Below are 20,126 nucleotides of genomic sequence, written 5' to 3'. Positions count from 1 at the left end.
ATTTACCTAACGCCGCGTTAAGGGGCGCAGGCACGCACTACAAACGTGACCGCATTACGCCTTAATCACTAAACAAACTGCAAACCAAAAATGCCACGCGTGCCAAGTCCCGCTTGAACGCTTTGTTATGTAGCCTGACCTTCAGATTCAATTTACCACCCAAGAAAAGCTGTACAAGCAGCGAATCTTGCCGCAACCAAATTACCTGAAATGGTTCACGAAATTGGGTAGGCAAAACGGCCAACACCCTTGGATTCAAATCGACCAGCGACAAAGATCGCTTTTACGTAGGGAAAACCTAACGAACGGAACCGACATTGCACACAGACGTTTCGATAACATAATGATCGCCACACCTTGCGATAGATGAATTATCCGCGAACCATTTGCCTAAGACAACTAGATATAAACACCAAAATTTATAAAGCTACATAACGCCCTGTTAAGGTGTGAGCAACGCAATACAGAAGCTCCCGCATATCACCTTAAACACAAAACGCAACGCATAGCAAAAATGCCAAGCGTTGCGAATCACTCTTAAACAGATTGTTAGCTATCGGGGCCTCATACCTGACTTTGGAGGGGTAGGCGCTGGAGGCGTTGGGGTGTACTTGCTAAGCCAGCCTCTTAATTCAGATAAAGATTCAAATTCAATCAAACCACAATTTTCATCATCTGGGTCGTCCAATAAAATTTCAACTCCTGAATCTTCCTCTTCCCTTTCTAGTAGCCATTCAACATAGTGATTGAATAACTCAAAATTGGTTCCAATTTTATGTTGCAAAAAGAGACTTATAAACTCTCTCGCCGGCATTGGTTTGACACTAGGTTTATCGTTCTTAAGGTTGCTTTCATCACCAAAAATTGTTCTATTGCATATTTGGTGCTTGTACTTATTGAAATAAATGACTCGGCGAAGCTCTTCAGTTTTCTTTGTCCATGAAATGTAATGGCATTGATTGGCTAAATTAGCTTTGATTACATCTGAATCCAATGCAATACATAATGACTCTCTTCGGTGCTTTTCAGCCTCCGACTTCAGGTCTTTCTCATCGTGTTTAAACTCAGTAAGCGCAAATGTTACGTTATCTGTAAAGATATAATCTGCACCTAATATCGTATCCATTCCATCCATTGAGCAGTTAACTGCTCTTCTATTCATTTTTTCGGCTGCTCTGTGGAAGTGTTTAAAAAATCCATCGATAGCAGACTGCTCCTTTTTACGTTTCATGTAACCTCTTAGATTTTTAATTGATAAGGTAGCTAACGCCGCGTTAAGTGGTGAGCAACGCTACCACCCTACCTAAACCATTGTGCCGTAAACACTAAAGCTGAATCAAACCGAAAATGCCAAGCGTTGGGAATCCGTCTTAAACGCTTTGTTATGCGTATGGTTTATTATTACTAATTGACCCAACCAGATAAACAGAATATCATACCCAAACTTCTGGGTGCATAGGTAGCGCGGGGGAGTGGGCTGAAGCTGTGGAATTGATTGTTTGGCTAATTTCGAACTTAACCGGTACGTACCAACAAATAACTTCACATTTCTCAACTCACTCTGAGTTCGACTCTCAATTGCAAGATTGCCCTAAGGAGGTGCACATGGATAAAAACAGACTAACTTCAGCTTATGAAACACTAAAAAAAGCAGTGGTCAAGACTGTCGATTCTAACTTCTTTAGCTACACTCTCTTGTTGCTAGGATGGTGGTTTGTCCCCTCGCTTCCTATGTATCTAGAATCTTCCCGCTTATACGCATAACGCCGCGTTAAGGGGTGAATGCCGTATAAACTAACCTTCCGCAAACCGCTTTCACCACAAAAACTCACCGCAAACCAAAAATGCCACGCGGCATGAGTCCCGCTTGAACGCTTTGTTATGTAGCCCGACCTTCAGTTTCAATTTACCACCCAAGAAAAGCTGAACAAGCAGCGAATCTTGCCGCAGCCAAATTACCTGAAGTGGTTCACGAAATTGAGTAGACAAAAAGACCAGCGCCCGTAGATTCAAATTGACCAGCAACAAAGATCGCTTTTGTGTAGGGAAAACCTAACGAACGGAACCGACATTGCACACCGACGTTTCGATAACATAATGCTCGCCACACTTTGCGCCAACTTAACCGTCTACGCGCCGTTGGCCAAAGACAACTAGATATAAACACCAAGATTGATAAAGCTACATAACGCCCGCCTAAGGGGCTGGCAACGCCACGCGTTGACAGTCCCTCTTGAGGCGTTTGTTATGCCTGTGCCAATACTTGCTCTACAAACTCTGATTTCTTACGCCGGTAGTCATCTTGTGACAAACCCTCACAAGACAGCTTTAAGTCGTTGTACCGCTGTACAAGTGAAGCATCCTTACGCAATTTATCGCGAAAAACCAAAAAGCACTCAAACTCAGAGCCATTGACAACAATTTGAAACGCAGCATCATGACCCGATGTTGATTCCAACATACAAAGCTCTGACGTTCTTAAAGTGTCGGTTTTTTCTTGAAAACCTAATGTCATCAACCTTTGTATCGCCAAGCCAAAGTCACCCATTTCAACACCAACGAAAATATCGAGGTCACCTTTTGATATCGCCATTGGTATTGAAGAGGCGCCAATATGCTCAACCCTTGCCTCAGGGAGCAATTCCTGAATTTCGGATTGATATCTAAGGAAGCGCTCTTGGCATTTCCCTTGATACTGTTCAGCACTGTAAAATTTCATATTTCCTCAAAAGGCATAACGCCGCGTTAAGGGGTGAATGCCGCACAAACCAACCTTCCGCAGACCACTTTCACCACAAAAACTCAACGCATACCAAAAATGCCACGCGGCATGAGTCCCGCTTGAACGCTTTGTTATACGAATTTTTCCACCAAATCCCGTGTCATAAAGTGACTATGTGGATCCAAATTGTAATCAGCAAAAGGAGCGCAGTAAGTGAACCCAAACTTTTCATACAGGTTTATTGCTGGTTGGAAAAATTCATGAGTACCTGTCTCTAAACTAACTTTTTGATACCCTCTGTCTATTGCGACGTTTAGAGCATGAGCAAGCAGTTGAGTTGCTACACCGGATTTACGAGATGGGCTTGAAGTTCTCATTGACTTGAGTTCAATATGCTGAGGAGTTAATTGTTTGAAAGCCAAACAACCTTGCAGTTCATTACCAATCCAACCACTGAAAAATGTAATGTCTGGTGATTTCAGCGCATGAACATCGAGAGCGTGAGCACTTTCAGGGGGTGAAGTTGCGTACATATCAGCTAAATGTTCTTCAAGTAATTTGAACACCTCACCACCCGATAAGTCATCTATTTTTATTTCCATATTCTGAATTTTCCCTAATTCGTATAACGCCGCGTTAAGGGGTGAATGCCGCATAAACCAACTTAACGCAGACCGCTTTCACCACAAAACTCACCGTAAACCAAAAATGCCACGCGGCATGAGTCCCGCTTGAACGCTTTGTTATGTAGCCTGCCTTTCAGCTTCAATTTACCATCCAAGAAAAGCCGAACAAGCAGTGAATATTGCCGCGCCCAAATTACCTGAAGTGGTTCACGAAATTGGACAGACAAAAAGACCAGCGTCTGTGGATTCAAATCGACCAGCGACAAATATCGCTTTTGTGTAGGGAAAACCTAACGAACGGAACCGACATTGCACACAGACGTTTCGATAACATAATGCTCGCCACAGCTTGCGCTAGACGAACTAACCGCAAACCATTTGCCAAAGACAACCGGATATAAACACCAAAATTTATAAAGCTACATAACGCCGCGTTAAGGGGCGAATGCCGTATAAACCATCCTTCCGCAGACCACTTTCATCACAAAAACTCAACGCAAACCAAAAATGCCACGCGGCATGAGTCCCGCTTGAACGCTTTGTTATGTAGCCTGCCTTTCGGATTCAATTTACCACCCAAGAGAAGCTGAACAAGAAGCGAATCTTGCCGCCCCCTAATTACCTGAAGTGGTTCACGAAATTGGGTAGACAAAAAGTTCAGCGCCCGTGGATTCAAATCGACCAGCGACAAAGATCGCTTTTGTGTAGGGAGAACCTAACGAATGGAACTGACATTGCACGCAGACGTTTCGATAACATAATGCTCGCCATACCTTACGATAGATGAACTATCCGCGCACCTTTTGCCAAAGACACCTGGATATAAACACCAAAATTTATAAAGCTACATAACGCCGCGTTAAGGGGCGAATGCCGTATAAACCAACCTTCCGCAAACCAAAAATGCCACGCGGCATGAGTCCCGCTTGAACGCTTTGTTATGTAGCCTGACTTTCAGATTCAATTTACCACCCAAGAAAAGCCGAACAAACAGCAAATCTTGCTGTAGCCAAATTACCCAAAGTGGTTCACGAAATTGGGGAGACAAAACGGCCAGCGTCCTTGGATTCAAATCGACCAGCGACAAAGATCGTTTTTGTGTAAGGAAAACCTAACGAACGAAACCGACATTGCACGCAGACGTTTCGATAACATAATGCTCACCACACCTTGCGAGAGATGCACTATCCGCGAACCATTTGCCAAAGACAACTGGATATAAACGCCAAAATTTATAAAGCTACATAACGCCGCGTTAAGGGGTGAATGCCGCACAAACCAACCTTCCGCAGACCGCTTTCACTACAAAAATCACTGCATACCAAAAATGCCACGCGGCATGAGTCCCGCTTGAACGCTTTGTTATATAGCCTTTCTTTCAGCTTCAATTTACCACCCAAGAAAAGCTGAACAAGCAACAAATCTTACCGCGCCCAAATTACCTGAAATGGTTCACGAACTTTGACAGACAAAAAGACCAGCGCCCTTGGATTCAAATGTACCAGCAACAAAGATCGCTTTTGTGTAGGAAAACCTAACGAACGGAACCAACATTGCACGCTGACGTTTCGATAACATAATGCTTGCCACACCTTGCGATAGATGAACTATCCGCGAACCATTTGCCAGAGACAACTGGATATAAACACCAAAATTTATAAAGCTACATAACGCCGCGTTAAGGGGTGAACAACGCGACCACTTAACCTAAACCATTGTGCCGTAAACACTTAAGCTGATACAAACCAAAAATGCCAAGCGTTGTGAATCCGTCTTAAACGCTTTGTTATAAGCATGACTATAAGTGGGCACCTTCAAAAGTCATGAAAAAATACAATGTAAAGGCTACACCAGAGATGAAATAAGCAACACACCCCCACAAACACCATTCCATGCAGTTTTCAACTGTAGATTCTGATGTGTTCTTTGACCAGAGAATGCCTGCTTGCTTCCCCCATGCAATCCTGAGCCATTTCGCTGAAAGGTATTGATAAACTAAACCGTTAAGAATAGATAACCCTAACAAAAGCCACGCAATATAGATACTACAGCCGAATACTGCCAACAAAGGAGAATCTTTCGGAATGTCAATAAAGTTTCTAGCGAAAAAGACTGGCAGCAATAAAGACGCGGTAGATAGATTGACTACGGATTTAACCATATCCAAGTAACGATCATTTGTATCTTTTTTCCAAGGTTCTTTCATTTCATTCATGATATTTCGTTCTATACGCTTAATGCTTATAACGCCGCGTTAAGTGGTGAGCAACGCTACCACCTGACCTAAACCATTGTGCCGTAGCCACTAAATTCAAAGAAAACCGAAAATGCCAAGCGTTGGGAATCCGCCTTGAACGCTTTGTTAGTACTCAATAGGCATAAAATAAGCCGTCATTTGAGAAACAGAACTAGTCATGTTTGTTGAATAATCAATAACTATTGAAAGAGTTACCCCATTAACAGAAGAGTTTTGAGTATAAAAATGCCTCTCGAGCCCCACGGCCTTATACTTACTAAAATCTAACCCTGAACAGCTTTGCAAATTAGGCAACGAAACCAGCGGTAGATCAATATGCATTTCCTTATCAAAGGAGACTGGAATCTCTTGCGTTAGCTTACATTCCCGTCCTTTATAGCTTACGTTTATATTATGAATAGCAAAGTTACCCTTATAGTCTTTTTTTATGCTTAACCCGAACAAGGAATTGGCTTTAGTCAGAGAAAAATTAACGTTACCTGCTGTAGGTAAAACTGAACTTTCTTCTAAATTCATTTTTAAGCTCTCAGGAAGTTCAATAATTGCGTATCTATTTACAATATCTACCGCCCAAGAGCGAAGCTCTCTATTCTCAGTAGTTCCTGAAGCTGGTGACTTTAGAATTTCGACTGCTAACGCAAGAACTTGTGCATTGCTATCAGTCATTTTATATGCCGAAGAAGACACGTGAATAAGATAACCAATCAGTGGGATTAATAAACTAGCAGAAAGTATTTTCCATTTGTCCCAGTTATCTTTCTTGTCCTTCGGCACTAGCTCTACTTCAATTTTTTCGCTGTCCATTGACAACCTCCTGAGTACTAACGCCGCGTTAAGGGGCGCAGGCACGCACTACAAACGTGACCGCATTACGCCTTAATCACTAAACAAACTGCAAACCAAAACTGCCACGCGTGCCAAGTCCCGCTTGAACGCTTTGTTATGTAGCCTGCCTTTCAGATTCAATTTACCACCCAAGAGAAGCTGAACAAGAAGCGAATCTTGCCGCCCCCCTAATTACCTGAAATGGTTCACGAACTTTGACAGACAAAAAGACCAGCGTCTATGGATTCAAATCGACCAGCGCCAAATATCGCTTTTGTGTAAGGAAGACCTAACGAACGGAACCGACATTGCACACAGACGTTTCGATAACATAATGCGCGCCACACCTTGCGATAGATGAACTATCCGCGAACCATTTGCCAAAGACAACTGGATATAAACACCAAAATTTATAAAGCTACATAACGCCCTGTTAAGGTGTGAAGCACGCAATGACCAAGCTTCCGCATGGCACTTCAACACCGAAATCAACGCATACCAAAAATGCCACGCGTGCTGAATCACTCTTGAACAGTTTGTTATATTTTTATTTGCCACAAAGTGATGTTTGTATCCTTTTCAACACCCCTGACTACCAACCCCTGACTTTCTAGCTGAAGCAGGGTATCAGCCACTACCCTAAAACTAATTGATAATATATGACCAATACCAGTCGCAGTGTAAGCATTGTTAGGGTGCTCTTTTAGGTAATCCAAAATAAGTTGTTCAAAACTGTCTTCCGCAGCAGTTTTAAAGCTATTTTTCAAACTATGCCTTAACGATTCGATTGTAGACGAGTTTAGTTCTGGAGCGTCCCGCTTAATGGATTCAACTACCTCTTCGGTTTTAGCACTTAACACTTTCTCAATACCATTGGCAACGATGAAGTTTTTTTCATCAGAATAGTCACTGGGAGCATATAGAACCTGAGGCTTTTTAACTAAAATACCAAAAAATGTCACTACTATGAGTAACGGGAAAAACATCACGAAATAAACAAAATTTTGTTGAATCTCTAATGGCAGTAGAACCAAAGCACCAGTTGCAAACGCTTCTGCTACACCAGCAAAAATCGCCACAATTGTTAAAGGATTACTAACTTTCAATTCATACTCCAAACTTGATGAAAAATATAACGCCGCGTTAAGGGGTGAATGCCGCATAAACCAGCTTTCCGCAAGCCACTTTCACCACCAAACTCACTGCAAACCAAAAATGCCACGCGGCATGAATCCCTCTTGAACGCCTTGTTAGTTGCGTTTTATGCCAAACTTCTTACGCCACTGATTACTTGGTTTACACTGTACATTAGTTAGGTATGTATTTATCAGAGCACTATTTTTTCCATTACGCTCGATTATTTTTTTACCTTTTATTCTACCGTCAATGAGATTGAAACAATCAGCGTAGAATTTTTTCACTGGTTCAGGACAATTAGGCTTGTAACCCTTTTCAATTTCTAAGAATCGTCGGATACAGAGAGCAACTAAATCGGACAATTGTATCATCGGATTCTTTCGAGAATCGATAGGGTAACTAAACTCGACGATCCATTTTACTTTTTGGTTTGCAGGCACTTCATAACGCCTGTTTTGAATAATCGCCTCAACACTTTCATGGTGCTCCTCTTTCTCATCCATTACGATCATTCCACGAGCAGATTGTCCTAAATTACATTTAACATGCCAGTTCATATATGTAATTAGATAATCAAATGACAACAAGTAAGGATGATTAAGATCATAAACAGTTTGATAAGTGCAATTGTGCTGTTTCAGATTAGATTTCTCTGTTGCAAAGTAGTGGGCCTGATGTCCAAGTTCCACAAGGACATTTAGTAAATCCTTAACCAGTTCAAGCCTTTTCTCTATAGGATGATTTTCGAAAGACCCCTCACCATTCGGAGAAAGCAATTCGTTTGAATGAACCTCAAACTTAGGTGGTATTTCTCCATTAAAGTAATTTCTTACGATCCCATCTATTTTTTCTTTAGTATTGTTCCATTTTTTATCAGCCACACTGAGACCGGCTAAAACAAATATTGGCTGTTGCTCATTTTCTAAATCAGCACCAGTATCACCGCTTTCGTCTAAATAAAAAAATGCATTATTGCCTCCTAGCAACTAACGCCCAATTAAGTTGTGAGCAATGCTGCCTCCTTACTAAAACACTGCACCGTAACCACCGAACAAGTAGAAACCGAAAGCGCCGAGCGTTGCGAATCAGCTTGAATTGCTTGTTATGTTGGTTCTAAAAGATTGGCACTGATTGCCTCAAGTATTTGCTTATTTGGTCTTGCTGAGTGATAAGAGCCATCGTTTACCCAAGACGGGGAATTTAGCCAATTCGTATGTTCTCCAACCAAGCTTACTAGAACATCATGTTCGATTAGATACCACTTATTTTTAATAGGAAATGCCATGTAAAGGTCTTTACCAACATACTTTAGACTTATCGTTAATCTCGATTTCAGCTGAACTCTAAGACTTTCTTGACCATCGATATGATATGCCAGGAAATCTGCCCCTTGCCAATCATCAGCTAACTTAATGCAGTTAAATCCATATTCGGCTAACACCGCTGACAATTTTTGAAAATTGAATATTTCTTGCTGACGTGGATTTAGATCTTTGTAATTGATCTTTGATAATTGCAAAATTCCCTCCAACAACATAACGCCGCGTTAAGGGGGGAATGCCGCATAAACCAACCTTCCGCAGACCACTTTCACCACCAAAAATCACCGCAAACCAAAAATGCCACGCGGCATGAGTCCCGCTTGAACGCTTTGTTAGGCATTTTTACGACATTGCCTCGAGAGCAAATTTTTGCGTAATGCCTGTAACGATAGAAAACGTTAAAGATAACCCTTTATCTTTTGCATAGCTTTTAACTTTGTTCCAAGTCGTATCAGATCTTATGCGGTCTAGAAATTCATGCCCATCCCAAGTAAGTTCAAAGCATAAAACTCTAATTACCCTATCTGACGTAGTTGACCGAATAGGTTCACAACGTAAAAATCCGGCATCAAATAATAGACGGCAATGGTAGTTTATAACTAAATCGTCGTATTCTGGAATTGCAGGTGTTTCCACCATTTGAGAATCTTCTTTTTTCTCAAAGTAAAACAATAAGGCTCTAATGAGTTCAAAATTTCGCTTCATATATTATCCTGATGCCTAACAATTATTATACTGACAGCTTCACCCCGAACTTGTCTATATAGGTTACGCTTTCCAAACTTCGTAAATCATTCGTATCCCCCAACAAACCAAGCATGAGAGAAGTTTGATTTTGGATTACACAAGTCACGAAATGCTGCCTTTGTCTATTTAATATCCTTTCCGCGTCGGCTTACAATAGACTGTATATTAAAACAGTATTCGAGATAAAGATGAAATCACCGTTTTTGACCAGTTTGACTGAGTTCATGCAAGTACGTCACTACGCGCGTAAAACGATTGAAAGTTATTTGTACTGGGTGGTTCAATACATTCGTTTTCATGGTAACCAACATCCAAACAAACTTGGTAACCGCGATGTCGAAGCCTTTTTGTCGGATTTAGTGGTCAGCAAACAAGTTGCGGCATCGACCCAAAACTTAGCGTTGAACGCTTTGGTATTTCTCTATAAAGAGTTTTTGAAAAAGCCGCTCGACATCGATTTGCGCTTCCGCCATTCGAAAAAGCAGCGGAAACTGCCAGTTGTCCTCACACCAACGGAGATCAAAAAGCTGTTCGCGGCCATTCCAGCGCAGACACTACTGCCTTATCAATTGATGTATGGTTCCGGGTTACGTTTGATGGAAACCATCAGGTTACGAGTTAAAGATATTGATTTCGACTATGGTGCCATCAGGGGCTGGCAAAGTAAGGGCGGAAAGAGCCGCGTCGTCACACTGGCGAAAGAGCTTCATCCCCTACTTCGCTTTCAAATCGAGACCGTGAAGCATTTATATACTCAAGATCAACTGAACCCAAATTATGATGGCGTCCAAATGCCAAACCGACTCGCCGAGAAATATCCCTCTGCGTCGAAGAGCTTGGAATGGCAATTCCTCTTTCCAGCTAAACAGTTGTGTCGATATGGCGACAAACCGGGTTGGTATCGCCATCATCTACATGAAACCACGCTGCAAAAAACCATAATTAAAGCACGTTTTACTGCTGAAATTGCGAAGCCGTTGTCGTGTCATACCTTACGACACTCATTTGCCACACACTTACTCGAAGCGGGAGCCGACATTCGAACCGTGCAAGAGCAACTGGGCCATTCTGATGTCAAAACAACACAAATTTACACGCATGTGATCGAACGCGGAGCCAGCGGCGTCAGAAGTCCATTATCCAACTTGTTCATTGGCAACACATCACCCAATGTTTAACGGCATACTTAACGCTATGCTTGATGGTATGAGTGCCTGATTTTAGGCACGCTACCGCCACGCCTTGTCCGGAACCAAAGCCATGCAGTTGCAATCACCTGCATAGTGTATCTCACAATACCGACCTCAATCCTGCGGTAACTTAACGAAAAGCGATGCAACCTAAAATTAGATGATTGCATACGCTAAACGTCCATTGGCGGTTTGAGCCGCGACGTTGAATATTTGAGGCGTATAACTAATCGCGCATGAATACACCCGCTCAAATCGACCTGTTTTCACTCAATGACGTCATCACAATCTCACGTTGTACACCCGATTCTTGGGCAAACGTTGCGTCATGGCTAATCAGAATAAAGCCGCCGGCGTAGCGTTGTAGCGCTTGAGCTAGCATGTATTTGGAATCAAGGTCGAGATGGTTATCCGGCTCATCCAACAACAGAAATGGTTGCGTGGGCTGATGGCTGGCAATGAGCATAGTGAGTTTCATCTTCTCGCCACCACTCAGTACATTGCCTTGACAAAAGACACGATCATGACGAAAGCCGATGCCGGCCAACACGGTACGCGCATCACCTTCTTTCATTCCCGCGCACTGTTGCAGCAGATTGTCTAACACCGATAACTCGTCTCGAACTGCGCCAAAATGTTGGTCGAGGTAATACAACGCGGTATTTAATCGCAACTCACCGCTTGCCAGCGGGAGGTCACCCACTAAGGTTTTGAGTAACGTGGATTTGCCGCAACCATTGCGGCCAGTCAGGTGAACTTTGTCGTTCGCATGCAGCGTGAATGTTTGAGGGGGCACGTTGCCAAACATCAACTCGGCGCCGATAAGCGTGATCACGTTGCGGGGTTGTGGCGAATGTCCGGTCAAATAGAGTGTTTGGCCTTTCAGTTGCTCCTTTCTCGCCTGTAACCGCTGCGCTTTGGCGTGCAAATCGCTTTGCCGTCGCTCTTCATTCTGGCGGCGATTGGCCGCTCGCGCTGTTGCTTTATCTTTTTTACCATCGAGCAAAATGGTGGCCTGACTGCCCGCTTTGCGCAGTTTGTTTCCTTGCGCGGCTCGTTGCTCTGCCTTTTCGCGGTTTCGCTGCGCCTGCGCTTCAAGTTGCTTTTGCTGCTTGCTCACACAAGCCAACTGACGCTCAACTGCCTGCACCTCGCTACGCTTTTGTTCGGCATACTTCTCGTAATGACCGCCAAACACGCGCAAGCCAAGGCCAGACAATTCCCAGATTTCGTCCATATCACGCAGCAACTGACGGTCGTGACTAATCAGTAAAATAGCGCCCGAAAACGTTCTCATGGTGTCCACCAGCCACTCCTTGGCTTGAGTGTCGAGGTGGTTCGATGGCTCATCAAGGATCAGCAGCGCTGCGTCGCTGGTGAGCAGTTGCCACAATTGAAGCCGAGCAAGTTGCCCACCACTGAGTTTGGCGCATAAAAAGGCTGGATCGGGTGGCAAGTTCATGGCGACCAGTTGTTGGTTGAGTTTCGCAGGCAGGTCCCACGCATCTCCCACGAGATCAAACCCATGTTGAGAGCAATCACCCGATTCAATTTGTTTGAGCGCATCAAGAACGGCTTGTAGCCCGAGAAACTCCGCAATCGTACAAGTGTATGACCGCAATTCAGACGGCAGTTGACGATAAATCGCGACCGAATTGGGCCGTACGACGTGGCCCGTTGAAGGTTGACGTTCACCGCATAGTAAAGCAGCGAACAGCGATTTCCCTACCCCGTTTCGCCCGACCAACCCCACACGGCGTTGAGTCATAGAACACGAGATGGATTGAAACAGCGTGTCGCCGTTATCGAATTGATAGCTAATTTGAGTGGCTTGTAAAAATGGCATCGTTTGCCTCCTGTGTGACAGGGGCAATAGCCGTAGCGGAATGCGGTTGAGCACATCAATCGATGCGCGCAATGACAAGCAATGTCGGAAAGTGAGCTACGCCTACTAACCCTGTGTATCCAAAAATAAAATCAAATATGGATGACAGGTTTAGTTGTTCATATTGGCGTAAACTCCGAAAGAAATGATGGCGAAACCTTAACCAACTTGCCGTCATTGCGTCAAGTTGATTTTCGTGCCTATCGATTGAAAGCCGATACCATCGTGCCCTTAATCGGCTCGTTCGATAGTGACACGCATTGAGCCGTTACTGGTCAAGCGATCGAGACCACCATCCAGTTGACCTAAATGGATCAGTCCGGAAGCATAACCAAAGTCTTTGTAGAATATGACTAAGTTTCCCCACGGCGCGTAATAAGCAATGTCACCTGCTTTAGATGCGGTACCCGATGGCGCGCCTTGAGTGGTCAGTTTACAGGGCAAATCGGCAATTTTCTCCGTACGCGCGTAATCTTCCAGTTCAAAGCTCAACGGCAGTTGACGAAGGAAATCCTGCGTCGAGGGAGAATCGTTGAGTGCTGCGGTCACGGCGCGATCGTCAAACACGAAACGGATCTTCATGGTGTGTTCTCCTTGGCCGAGCGCAGTGTTCGCGCTCGCCATTTTGATTGTCAATGTACTGAGTAGAAACAACCCAAATCGCAATAAACGTGAGCGTTTTCTCATTCAATGTCACCTAGTTCAATTGGCTGATCACCGCGCGCAGTCGGTTCAGTCCATCCATCAATTGCTCACGTGGGCAGGCCATATTGAGGCGCAGATACCCCTCACCGGCGTCGCCATACACCGTGCCCGCATTGAGCATCAGTTTACCTTCTCGGCGTAGTCTTTCCGTCAGTTGTGTTGAGCTCATTGCGAGGCTGCGACAATCAATCCACGCCAGGTAAGTCGCTTGTTGCTGAGTCAGTTGAAGCTGCGGCAAATGCGTGGCGATAAAATCGCTGACCAGTTCGTAGTTCTGATGCAAATACCCAGTCAGCGCATCCAACCAAGCTTCACTGTCGTTGTAGGCCGCGATCAATGCGGTGACACCAAACGGGTTCACATCACACACTTCATGAATATTGAGCGCGCGATCCACACGGGCTCTGATACGCTCATCCGCTGCGATGATATTGGCGATTTGCAGCCCAGCAATATTGAATGACTTGCTTGGTGAATGAGTCGTGACACTGTGACGCAGAAATGCCTCCCCCAATGCTGCAAACGGTTGATGCGTTTGCCCCGGGAACATTAGGTCGCAATGAATTTCATCACTGATCACCATCACACCATGTTGAAAGCAGATCTCGCCCACACGCCGTAGTTCTTGCTCACGCCACGCACGGCCAACCGGGTTGTGCGGATTACACAAAATCATCGCCGTTACGTGGGGTTGCGCAGCCACTTTCTCCAGATGATCAAAATCCATTTCATAAAAACCATCACGATTAATGAGCGGATTCTCCACCAGCTGGCACTGCATGTTACGCACTGAACTAAAAAAGCAGTTGTACGCGGGCGTTTGCACGATCACACCATCGCCGGGCTGCGTCACTGCTTTTAATATCGCCGATAACGCAGGCACAACACCGGAGGTATATAAAATCCATTCACGCTGCATCGCAAATCCGTGACGACGTGTAAACCAGTCAATCACCGCCTGAAAATACGCATCTGGTACACTCGCGTACCCAAAGATGCCATGCGCGACTCGGCGTTGCAGCGCATCAATGATGGGCGGAGCGGTGCGAAAATCCATGTCTGCAACCCACATCGGTAACACCGATTCATCATGGGGACTGTCCCATTTAGCGCTACCGGTGTGATGTCGATTGATGATGGTATCAAAATCGAATGTGCTCATTCCGCGCCTGCCTTGGTTTGCGTTTCGATAATACACGCCTTTGGATCGCGGCTATGTTCATCAATGATGATGTCGCCGATCGAACGTGCTTTGATGTAACCCGACAAAGGGTTCTTCACGCTCATAATGTCAGACACGATCTCCGCGTGCAGCGTGGCATACTCAAAACAGAGATCGGTCTCTTCCATCACGCAGTTTTCCATCACCAAATCCTGCGCATAACACAAAGGTTGTTCACCGCGAATGGTGCAATTCACCAAGCGCAGATTTTTCGAATGCCAGCCCAAGTACTCACCATCAAGCACACTGTCGTACACCGTGATGTTTTCAGAACCCCAGAATGCATCTTTTGAATCCAGATATGCGTTACGAATCGTGACGTTTTTGGCATCTTGGAATGAGTAGTTGCCCTGCAATTTAAAACCGTCGATCTCGACATTTTCACAGTTCATGAACACGTAATCGGCGCCACGCATTTCAACATTGTTGAGTGTCACATCATGGCACATCCACAACGTTTCACCGGCATTGGGGAAGCGCGAGTTTTCGATATGTAAATGGGAAACGCGACGGAACATTTTAGGCGCTTCCACCACGCAATTTTTCATGGTCAGATGGTCGGTATACCAAATCGCGGCACGCGCGTAGACGGTGAACAGACTTTGTTCCAACAAAACGTGGTTGCTGTGCCAGAATGGGTATTTGCCCATGAATTCGCACTGCATTGCTGTCATGTGGTGGGTGTGCTTCATCGCCGATTCACCCGGATAGAAACGCACCTTGTGCAAAAAGGTGTTGCTCGCTGCATACAAAGGGCGTTCGCCTTCGTAGAAACGGTCGGATATTTTCTCTTGAGTCTGAATGACATTTTTCATAATTAACCTGAGCTTAGCGAGAGTTCGGAAAGAAAAGCGCCAGGCGGATGCTGGCGCTGGGACGTGGATTTAACGCTTACAGTGCGTTGTATTCTTCATCAGAAACGGGAGCGCACCATTCGTTGCTGGCACCTTCCGCTGGGATTTCTACCGCAACATGAGCAAACCAGCTGTCTTTGGCCGCGCCGTGCCAGTGTTTCGTACCCGGTGCAATGTGAACCACATCGCCAGGGTTCAGTTCTTGTGCCGGTTGACCGGCTTCTTGATACCAACCGCGACCACCGGTCGCCAGCAAGATTTGGCCGCCTTTGTGATGAATATGCCAGAAGTTACGGCAACCCGGTTCAAAGGTCACATTGGCCACAACCACCCCCGGGATATTCAGCAAAGCAAGGTAGCTGGTACCCGTAAAGTAATCGGCATACGCCACGTTCTCTTCACCAAAATCAAAAATGCCTTTGCCGTTAAAATTGCCAGCTTTCAGTGCTTCTGGGATCAATGTTTTTGCTTCATGACTCATCGTAAACTCCAATCATTCTTTGTTGTGTTCATCGCATCTACGTGGGATACCGGGTTTAATGTCGTGCCGCATTGAGCACGTCGGCCGCATTTGCAGCAACCCGTTCTCCGCATGTATCGCGAATCACATCGATAAATTCGTCAAGTTGCTTCGCCGTCACACCATTGTTCATCGCAATGCCATAGTGCGCTTGAAGCTGGGCATTCACGCCACTCATATTCGCCAACGCAGCAATGGTCGCCAATTCGCGCGCTTTCCAGCTCAATACGTCGCTTTGAAAGATGTCGCCAAACAAGTGGGCTTTTAAATACGCATCAATTGCCGGTGCAAACTCAAACAAGGCGCCCGTGACCGCTTGACCCACCAGTTGCGTTTGATGACGCGTGCCCACGGCCAAGCTGTCGCCTGGAACCATCGCCAATCCGTCTTCGCCGTTTTCATCCACAATGCTGCGTTGTTTGCGTGATTCCAGCACAACCATGAACGCCCCTAATCCGTTGAGGCTGCGTGGAAATCCTGCGTATGCATAAAGCTGAACTAAAACGGCTTTGATGGCATTGACCGTCAGCCCCGCATCCAACCCGTGTTCAAGACTGTTTTTGAGACACTCGATCTGCCCGCTGGCGGTAAACGCCGCGATCGGCAGTATGGCGCGTTCTTGATTTGTTAATGCTTGTTCAGTTGGATGGTTCATCGGCATCTCCGGTATGGCAGGTAAAACACGGCATCGGTTTGCGAGAAGCAACGCAAGCGATGTGTGTCTCGCCAAACCGTGAGGCTAATTTACGCCTTCTTCGTGACTTCACGTTAGCCTATTCAACGCTATTTCTTGCCCATTCCTCCAATCAATATTCAAGCCATGGAAAAATGGATGGCCGAAAAACCACCGCTACCACAAGAGAGCAATAAACTTAATACGTTGATAAATAATTAAATACTATTGAAAGCATCACGCCTTGACCGAATCAACACGCTAGACAGGTGAGGCATCGCTGGCATTCTGACCGGCCAAGGGGCTTGCCTGATATTCTTTACATGAAGTGATTTGATGTTATAACTACAGCATTCAATTCGTGCCAAAGACCACCAAGGTCATCTCGGGAGCCGCAATGAAAGAACCCCATTCCATGGCAAAAACTATCGAAACTTTTGCTCGCCAAATCGACAAATGGACTCACAACACCAATCAGTTTGATACGGAAATTCCCGGTGTACGACTGAGCCATTGGAACGCCCCGACACCGCCAACCAGCTACACGCACAAATCAAGTATCTGCTTGATTGCTCAAGGGAAAAAACGAGTCCTACTCGGCGAAGAAAACTTTGTTTACGATGCCAATCATTTTCTGATTTCATCCGTTGATCTCCCCATCATCGCCAATATCATTGAAGCCACAGAAGAGACGCCGTACCTTGGGTTAGTGATGGAAATCGACTTGCATGAGATCTCGCAATTGATCGTCGAAAGCGAACTCGCCTTTCCGCACAGTAAAGCGGCACAAAAAGGCATTGCGGTGGGGGAATTGTCGGAACCCTTATTGGATGCGTTTGTACGCCTGATGGCACTACAGGATGACCCGGCGAGCATCAAGATTCTCGCGCCAGTGATTAAGCGCGAGATTTTTTATCGCCTGCTCACCTCCGAACAAGGCGCACGTCTCAACCAGATCGTGACCGCGGGCAGCCACAGCCATCAAATTTCTAAAGCGATTGACTGGTTGAAACACAACTTCGTCAAACCGCTCAGCGTCAGTGAGCTGGCCTCTTACACCGGAATGAGCAAGTCGGCGTTTTACACCCACTTTCGTACCATGACATCGATGACACCGCTGCAATTTCAAAAGAAACTGCGGTTGAGTGAAGCCCGTCGTTTAATGTTGACTGAAAATCTCGATGCGATGGCGACCACATTCCGCGTCGGCTATGAAAGCCCTTCCCAATTCAGCCGAGAATACAGTCGCCTGTTTGGTGCGCCACCCTCAAAAGACATTAAAGCGCTGCGAGAAGCAGACATGGCCTGACGTATCGCCTACCGTCAACACGAAGCCGCTCAGCGTTTCAAAGCATTACTGTGAAACACTGAGCGGTGAAATATAAAGCGCTGAAATGCAAAACGGTTAGTTAAATGCAAAACGGTGAAATACCGGGCAGTGAAACAACAGCGCAGTAAAACAACGAAGGCAAAAAAGACAAAGCCGCTGAACAATCAGCGGCTTTTTTTGACTCATCCATTCCCCCGAACAGCGTAGCGAGGCTACCGGTTTTAGAGAGAATGTCTGAGAGACGAGGCGGACAGATTAAGCAATTTTAAAGCGGCTCACCAACTCATTCAGGTGCTCAGCCAGAGTGGCTAGCTCTTCACTGGACGCTTTAGTTTGATCCGCCCCCGCAGAGGTCTGCACCGACAGATCTTTAATCTGCACCAAGTTTTCATCCACTTCCCGTGCCACCACAGCTTGCTCTTCAGCAGCGCTGGCGACGGTCGCATTCTGGCCGTTGATTTCACTCACCAACACCGAAATTTCTTCGAATGCCACACTGGCATCGTTCGCCACCGTTAAGGTTGAGTTGGCCAGCTCATTGCTGTGTCCCATTTTGCTCACAGTCTGGCGAGTTTCCGAGCTCACAGCGGTAATCATGGTTTCAATATCCGCGGTGGATTGTTGCGTCCGGTGAGCCAGTGCACGCACTTCGTCTGCCACCACCGCAAAGCCACGACCATTTTCTCCGGCGCGCGCTGCTTCAATCGCTGCGTTCAGTGCCAACAAGTTGGTTTGTTCAGCAATGGCACGAATCACATCCAGCACGGTGCTGATATTGGCCACGTTATCGGAGAGCGCCAACACGCTGTTTTCCGCATCTTGCATGTCCATTTTCAGCAGTTCTAGCGCGCTGATCGTTTCTACGATTTTCGATTTGCCGATCTGCGTTTTATCGTCCATCACTTCCGCGTTCGCACTGGTCGCGCTAGCGGTCCGAGCGACTTCTTCAATCGCCGAGGTCAATTCGCTGACGGCCGTTGCAGCCAAGCTTAATTGATCGCTTTGCTGGGTCACAATCACGGAGGATTGATGCGTCACCACACTCAACTCTTCTGATGTCGCGGCAAGCTGAGTGGAAGAATCGCCGATCATCGACATCGCTTTAGCAAGCTGTTGTTGCATGTCGGCCAATGCGCGCAGCATATCCGCGGCTTCATCGCGGTGTGGATCAGACAGTTGTTGCGTCAGATCTCCCGAAGCGATTCGCTTGGCCACCTCAACGGCATAGCTCAAAGGTACAATCAGGCTGCGGCTGTAAACGTATGCTAGAACAACAATCACCAAAATGGTCAGCGCAATGCCGATGTACACCAGCTTTTGAGCCACAAGGTATGTATCGGTCGCGGCATCGTTGTCGATATTGACCATCTTGATTTGAAACTGTGCGTAACGATCTAGTACCGCTTCAATTTTGTCGATCAGTGGCACAACCACATCTTCACGATAACGGACAGAGGCGTCCAGCAGGCCCTGTTCGGTCAGCGTGAACAGTTGTGGCAGCGCATCGGTCAACTGACCATGCAATAAGGTCACTTCCTTCAAGATGTTTCTGGAATCTTCATTACTCGCCAACTGCGACATTTTTAGCTCAGCGGCGTCGTAATCTTTAATGATCGCTTTCATGCGCGTTTGAATTGCACTTTGCTGCGCCTGAGTTTTAGCATCAGAAAGCTCACTCACCGCAACTTGGGTTCGTAAAATACCACGACGCAAATCGGCTACCGTCGCAACGGCAGGCATGCGTTGTAATGTCAGTTGATCTGTTGAGTCGTTGAGACGAGAAAGCTGAGAAACCGAGAATAACCCCAATATCAGCGTACAAGCACCTAGCACACCAAACGCCAAGGCACTTCTTAATCCGATGCGAATGTTTCTGATCATATATTCCCTTACAAAAAGTCGGTTAAGCGAAGGCGCGGTGCACGCCTTCTAAAACCGAGTTTATAAAGGAATTTTTTGGGGAATCTTTTGCGCAAACCACACTTCATGAAAGATACATACGTTTCATAATGAAACTTCGTTTCACCTCACAAATTGTGTGGATTATCAATAGCCTTTAGCCCTTGTATTCCAAGGCCTGAAGCACGCCAAAAGGGATTGAAGCGCAAGAT

General features: G+C 45.8%; 18 protein-coding genes. 2 read left to right on the top strand and 16 right to left on the bottom strand.

All coding sequences use genetic code 11. The features are described 5' to 3' along the window. Positions 1-553 precede the first annotated feature (553 nt). From VFA_RS16150 to VFA_RS16110, 9 genes are all read right to left on the bottom strand, one after another. A complete protein-coding gene (locus tag VFA_RS16150) occupies positions 554-1,231 on the bottom strand; it encodes a hypothetical protein (RefSeq protein ID WP_038152006.1) in 678 nt (225 codons plus the stop codon). Between the two features lie 1,014 nt (positions 1,232-2,245). Beyond that, positions 2,246-2,719 (bottom strand): GrpB family protein, encoded by a 474-nt coding sequence (locus tag VFA_RS16145; protein WP_038152004.1) that lies wholly within the window; start codon positions 2,717-2,719, stop codon positions 2,246-2,248. 134 nt (positions 2,720-2,853) lie between these two features. Next, on the bottom strand, positions 2,854-3,324 hold the full coding sequence (locus VFA_RS16140; protein ID WP_038151998.1) for a GNAT family N-acetyltransferase: 471 nt from the start codon (positions 3,322-3,324) through the stop codon (positions 2,854-2,856). 1,822 nt (positions 3,325-5,146) lie between these two features. Continuing rightward, positions 5,147-5,563 carry a hypothetical protein gene (locus tag VFA_RS16135; RefSeq protein WP_038151994.1) on the bottom strand — a complete coding sequence of 139 codons (417 nt, stop codon included), beginning with the start codon at positions 5,561-5,563 and terminating at the stop codon, positions 5,147-5,149. A 147-nt stretch (positions 5,564-5,710) separates the two neighbouring features. Beyond that, on the bottom strand, positions 5,711-6,409 hold the full coding sequence (locus VFA_RS16130; protein WP_038151990.1) for a hypothetical protein: 699 nt from the start codon (positions 6,407-6,409) through the stop codon (positions 5,711-5,713). 560 nt (positions 6,410-6,969) lie between these two features. Next, positions 6,970-7,536 (bottom strand): hypothetical protein, encoded by a 567-nt coding sequence (locus tag VFA_RS23020; protein WP_050780277.1) that lies wholly within the window; start codon positions 7,534-7,536, stop codon positions 6,970-6,972. A 144-nt stretch (positions 7,537-7,680) separates the two neighbouring features. Then, positions 7,681-8,553, bottom strand: coding sequence for a DUF3800 domain-containing protein (locus VFA_RS16120; RefSeq protein ID WP_004727928.1), 873 nt, complete (start codon positions 8,551-8,553; stop codon positions 7,681-7,683). Positions 8,554-8,669: 116 nt separating this feature from the next. Then, positions 8,670-9,086: a hypothetical protein gene (locus VFA_RS23695; protein ID WP_198136108.1), complete on the bottom strand. Its 417-nt coding sequence runs from the start codon at positions 9,084-9,086 to the stop codon at positions 8,670-8,672. 145 nt (positions 9,087-9,231) lie between these two features. Further along, the gene (locus VFA_RS16110; RefSeq protein WP_050780276.1) at positions 9,232-9,594 is read right to left on the bottom strand and encodes a DUF2513 domain-containing protein; all 363 of its coding nucleotides are present in this window, start codon (positions 9,592-9,594) and stop codon (positions 9,232-9,234) included. A gap of 230 nt (positions 9,595-9,824) precedes the next feature. Here VFA_RS16110 and VFA_RS16105 point away from each other — a divergent pair, with 230 nt between their 5' ends. Next, complete coding sequence (locus tag VFA_RS16105) at positions 9,825-10,814, top strand: integron integrase (protein WP_004727927.1); 990 nt, start codon at positions 9,825-9,827, stop codon at positions 10,812-10,814. Positions 10,815-11,076: 262 nt separating this feature from the next. On the opposite strand, the gene VFA_RS16100 is transcribed toward VFA_RS16105, so the two are convergent. The 6 genes from VFA_RS16100 to VFA_RS16075 form a co-directional block, all read right to left on the bottom strand. Then, entirely contained in the window at positions 11,077-12,672 is a 1,596-nt protein-coding gene (locus VFA_RS16100) for an ABC-F family ATP-binding cassette domain-containing protein (RefSeq protein WP_004727926.1), read from the bottom strand. 270 nt (positions 12,673-12,942) lie between these two features. Continuing rightward, on the bottom strand, positions 12,943-13,293 hold the full coding sequence (locus VFA_RS16095) for a cyclophilin-like fold protein (RefSeq protein ID WP_004727924.1): 351 nt from the start codon (positions 13,291-13,293) through the stop codon (positions 12,943-12,945). 115 nt (positions 13,294-13,408) lie between these two features. After that, the gene (locus VFA_RS16090) at positions 13,409-14,578 is read right to left on the bottom strand and encodes a MalY/PatB family protein (protein ID WP_004727923.1); all 1,170 of its coding nucleotides are present in this window, start codon (positions 14,576-14,578) and stop codon (positions 13,409-13,411) included. Beyond that, a complete protein-coding gene (locus tag VFA_RS16085; RefSeq protein WP_004727922.1) occupies positions 14,575-15,453 on the bottom strand; it encodes a DUF3737 family protein in 879 nt (292 codons plus the stop codon). Before VFA_RS16085 ends, VFA_RS16090 begins: the two co-directional genes overlap by 4 nt. A 76-nt stretch (positions 15,454-15,529) precedes the next feature. Further along, entirely contained in the window at positions 15,530-15,973 is a 444-nt protein-coding gene (locus VFA_RS16080; RefSeq protein WP_004727921.1) for a cupin domain-containing protein, read from the bottom strand. A 55-nt stretch (positions 15,974-16,028) separates the two neighbouring features. After that, positions 16,029-16,667 (bottom strand): carboxymuconolactone decarboxylase family protein, encoded by a 639-nt coding sequence (locus tag VFA_RS16075; RefSeq protein WP_004727920.1) that lies wholly within the window; start codon positions 16,665-16,667, stop codon positions 16,029-16,031. Positions 16,668-17,082: 415 nt separating this feature from the next. Here VFA_RS16075 and VFA_RS16070 point away from each other — a divergent pair, with 415 nt between their 5' ends. Further along, a complete protein-coding gene (locus VFA_RS16070; protein WP_004727919.1) occupies positions 17,083-17,994 on the top strand; it encodes an AraC family transcriptional regulator in 912 nt (303 codons plus the stop codon). Positions 17,995-18,270: 276 nt separating this feature from the next. On the opposite strand, the gene VFA_RS16065 is transcribed toward VFA_RS16070, so the two are convergent. Further along, positions 18,271-19,896, bottom strand: a complete 1,626-nt coding sequence (locus VFA_RS16065; protein ID WP_004727918.1) for a methyl-accepting chemotaxis protein — start codon at positions 19,894-19,896, stop codon at positions 18,271-18,273. Positions 19,897-20,126 lie beyond the last annotated feature (230 nt).

The sequence above is a fragment of the Vibrio furnissii CIP 102972 genome (assembly GCF_000176175.1).
GTDB classification, from domain to species: Bacteria; Pseudomonadota; Gammaproteobacteria; order Enterobacterales; family Vibrionaceae; genus Vibrio; species Vibrio furnissii.
The sequence above is the reverse complement of the archived record's forward strand: the minus strand, read 5'-3'. Positions and strand labels throughout refer to the sequence as shown.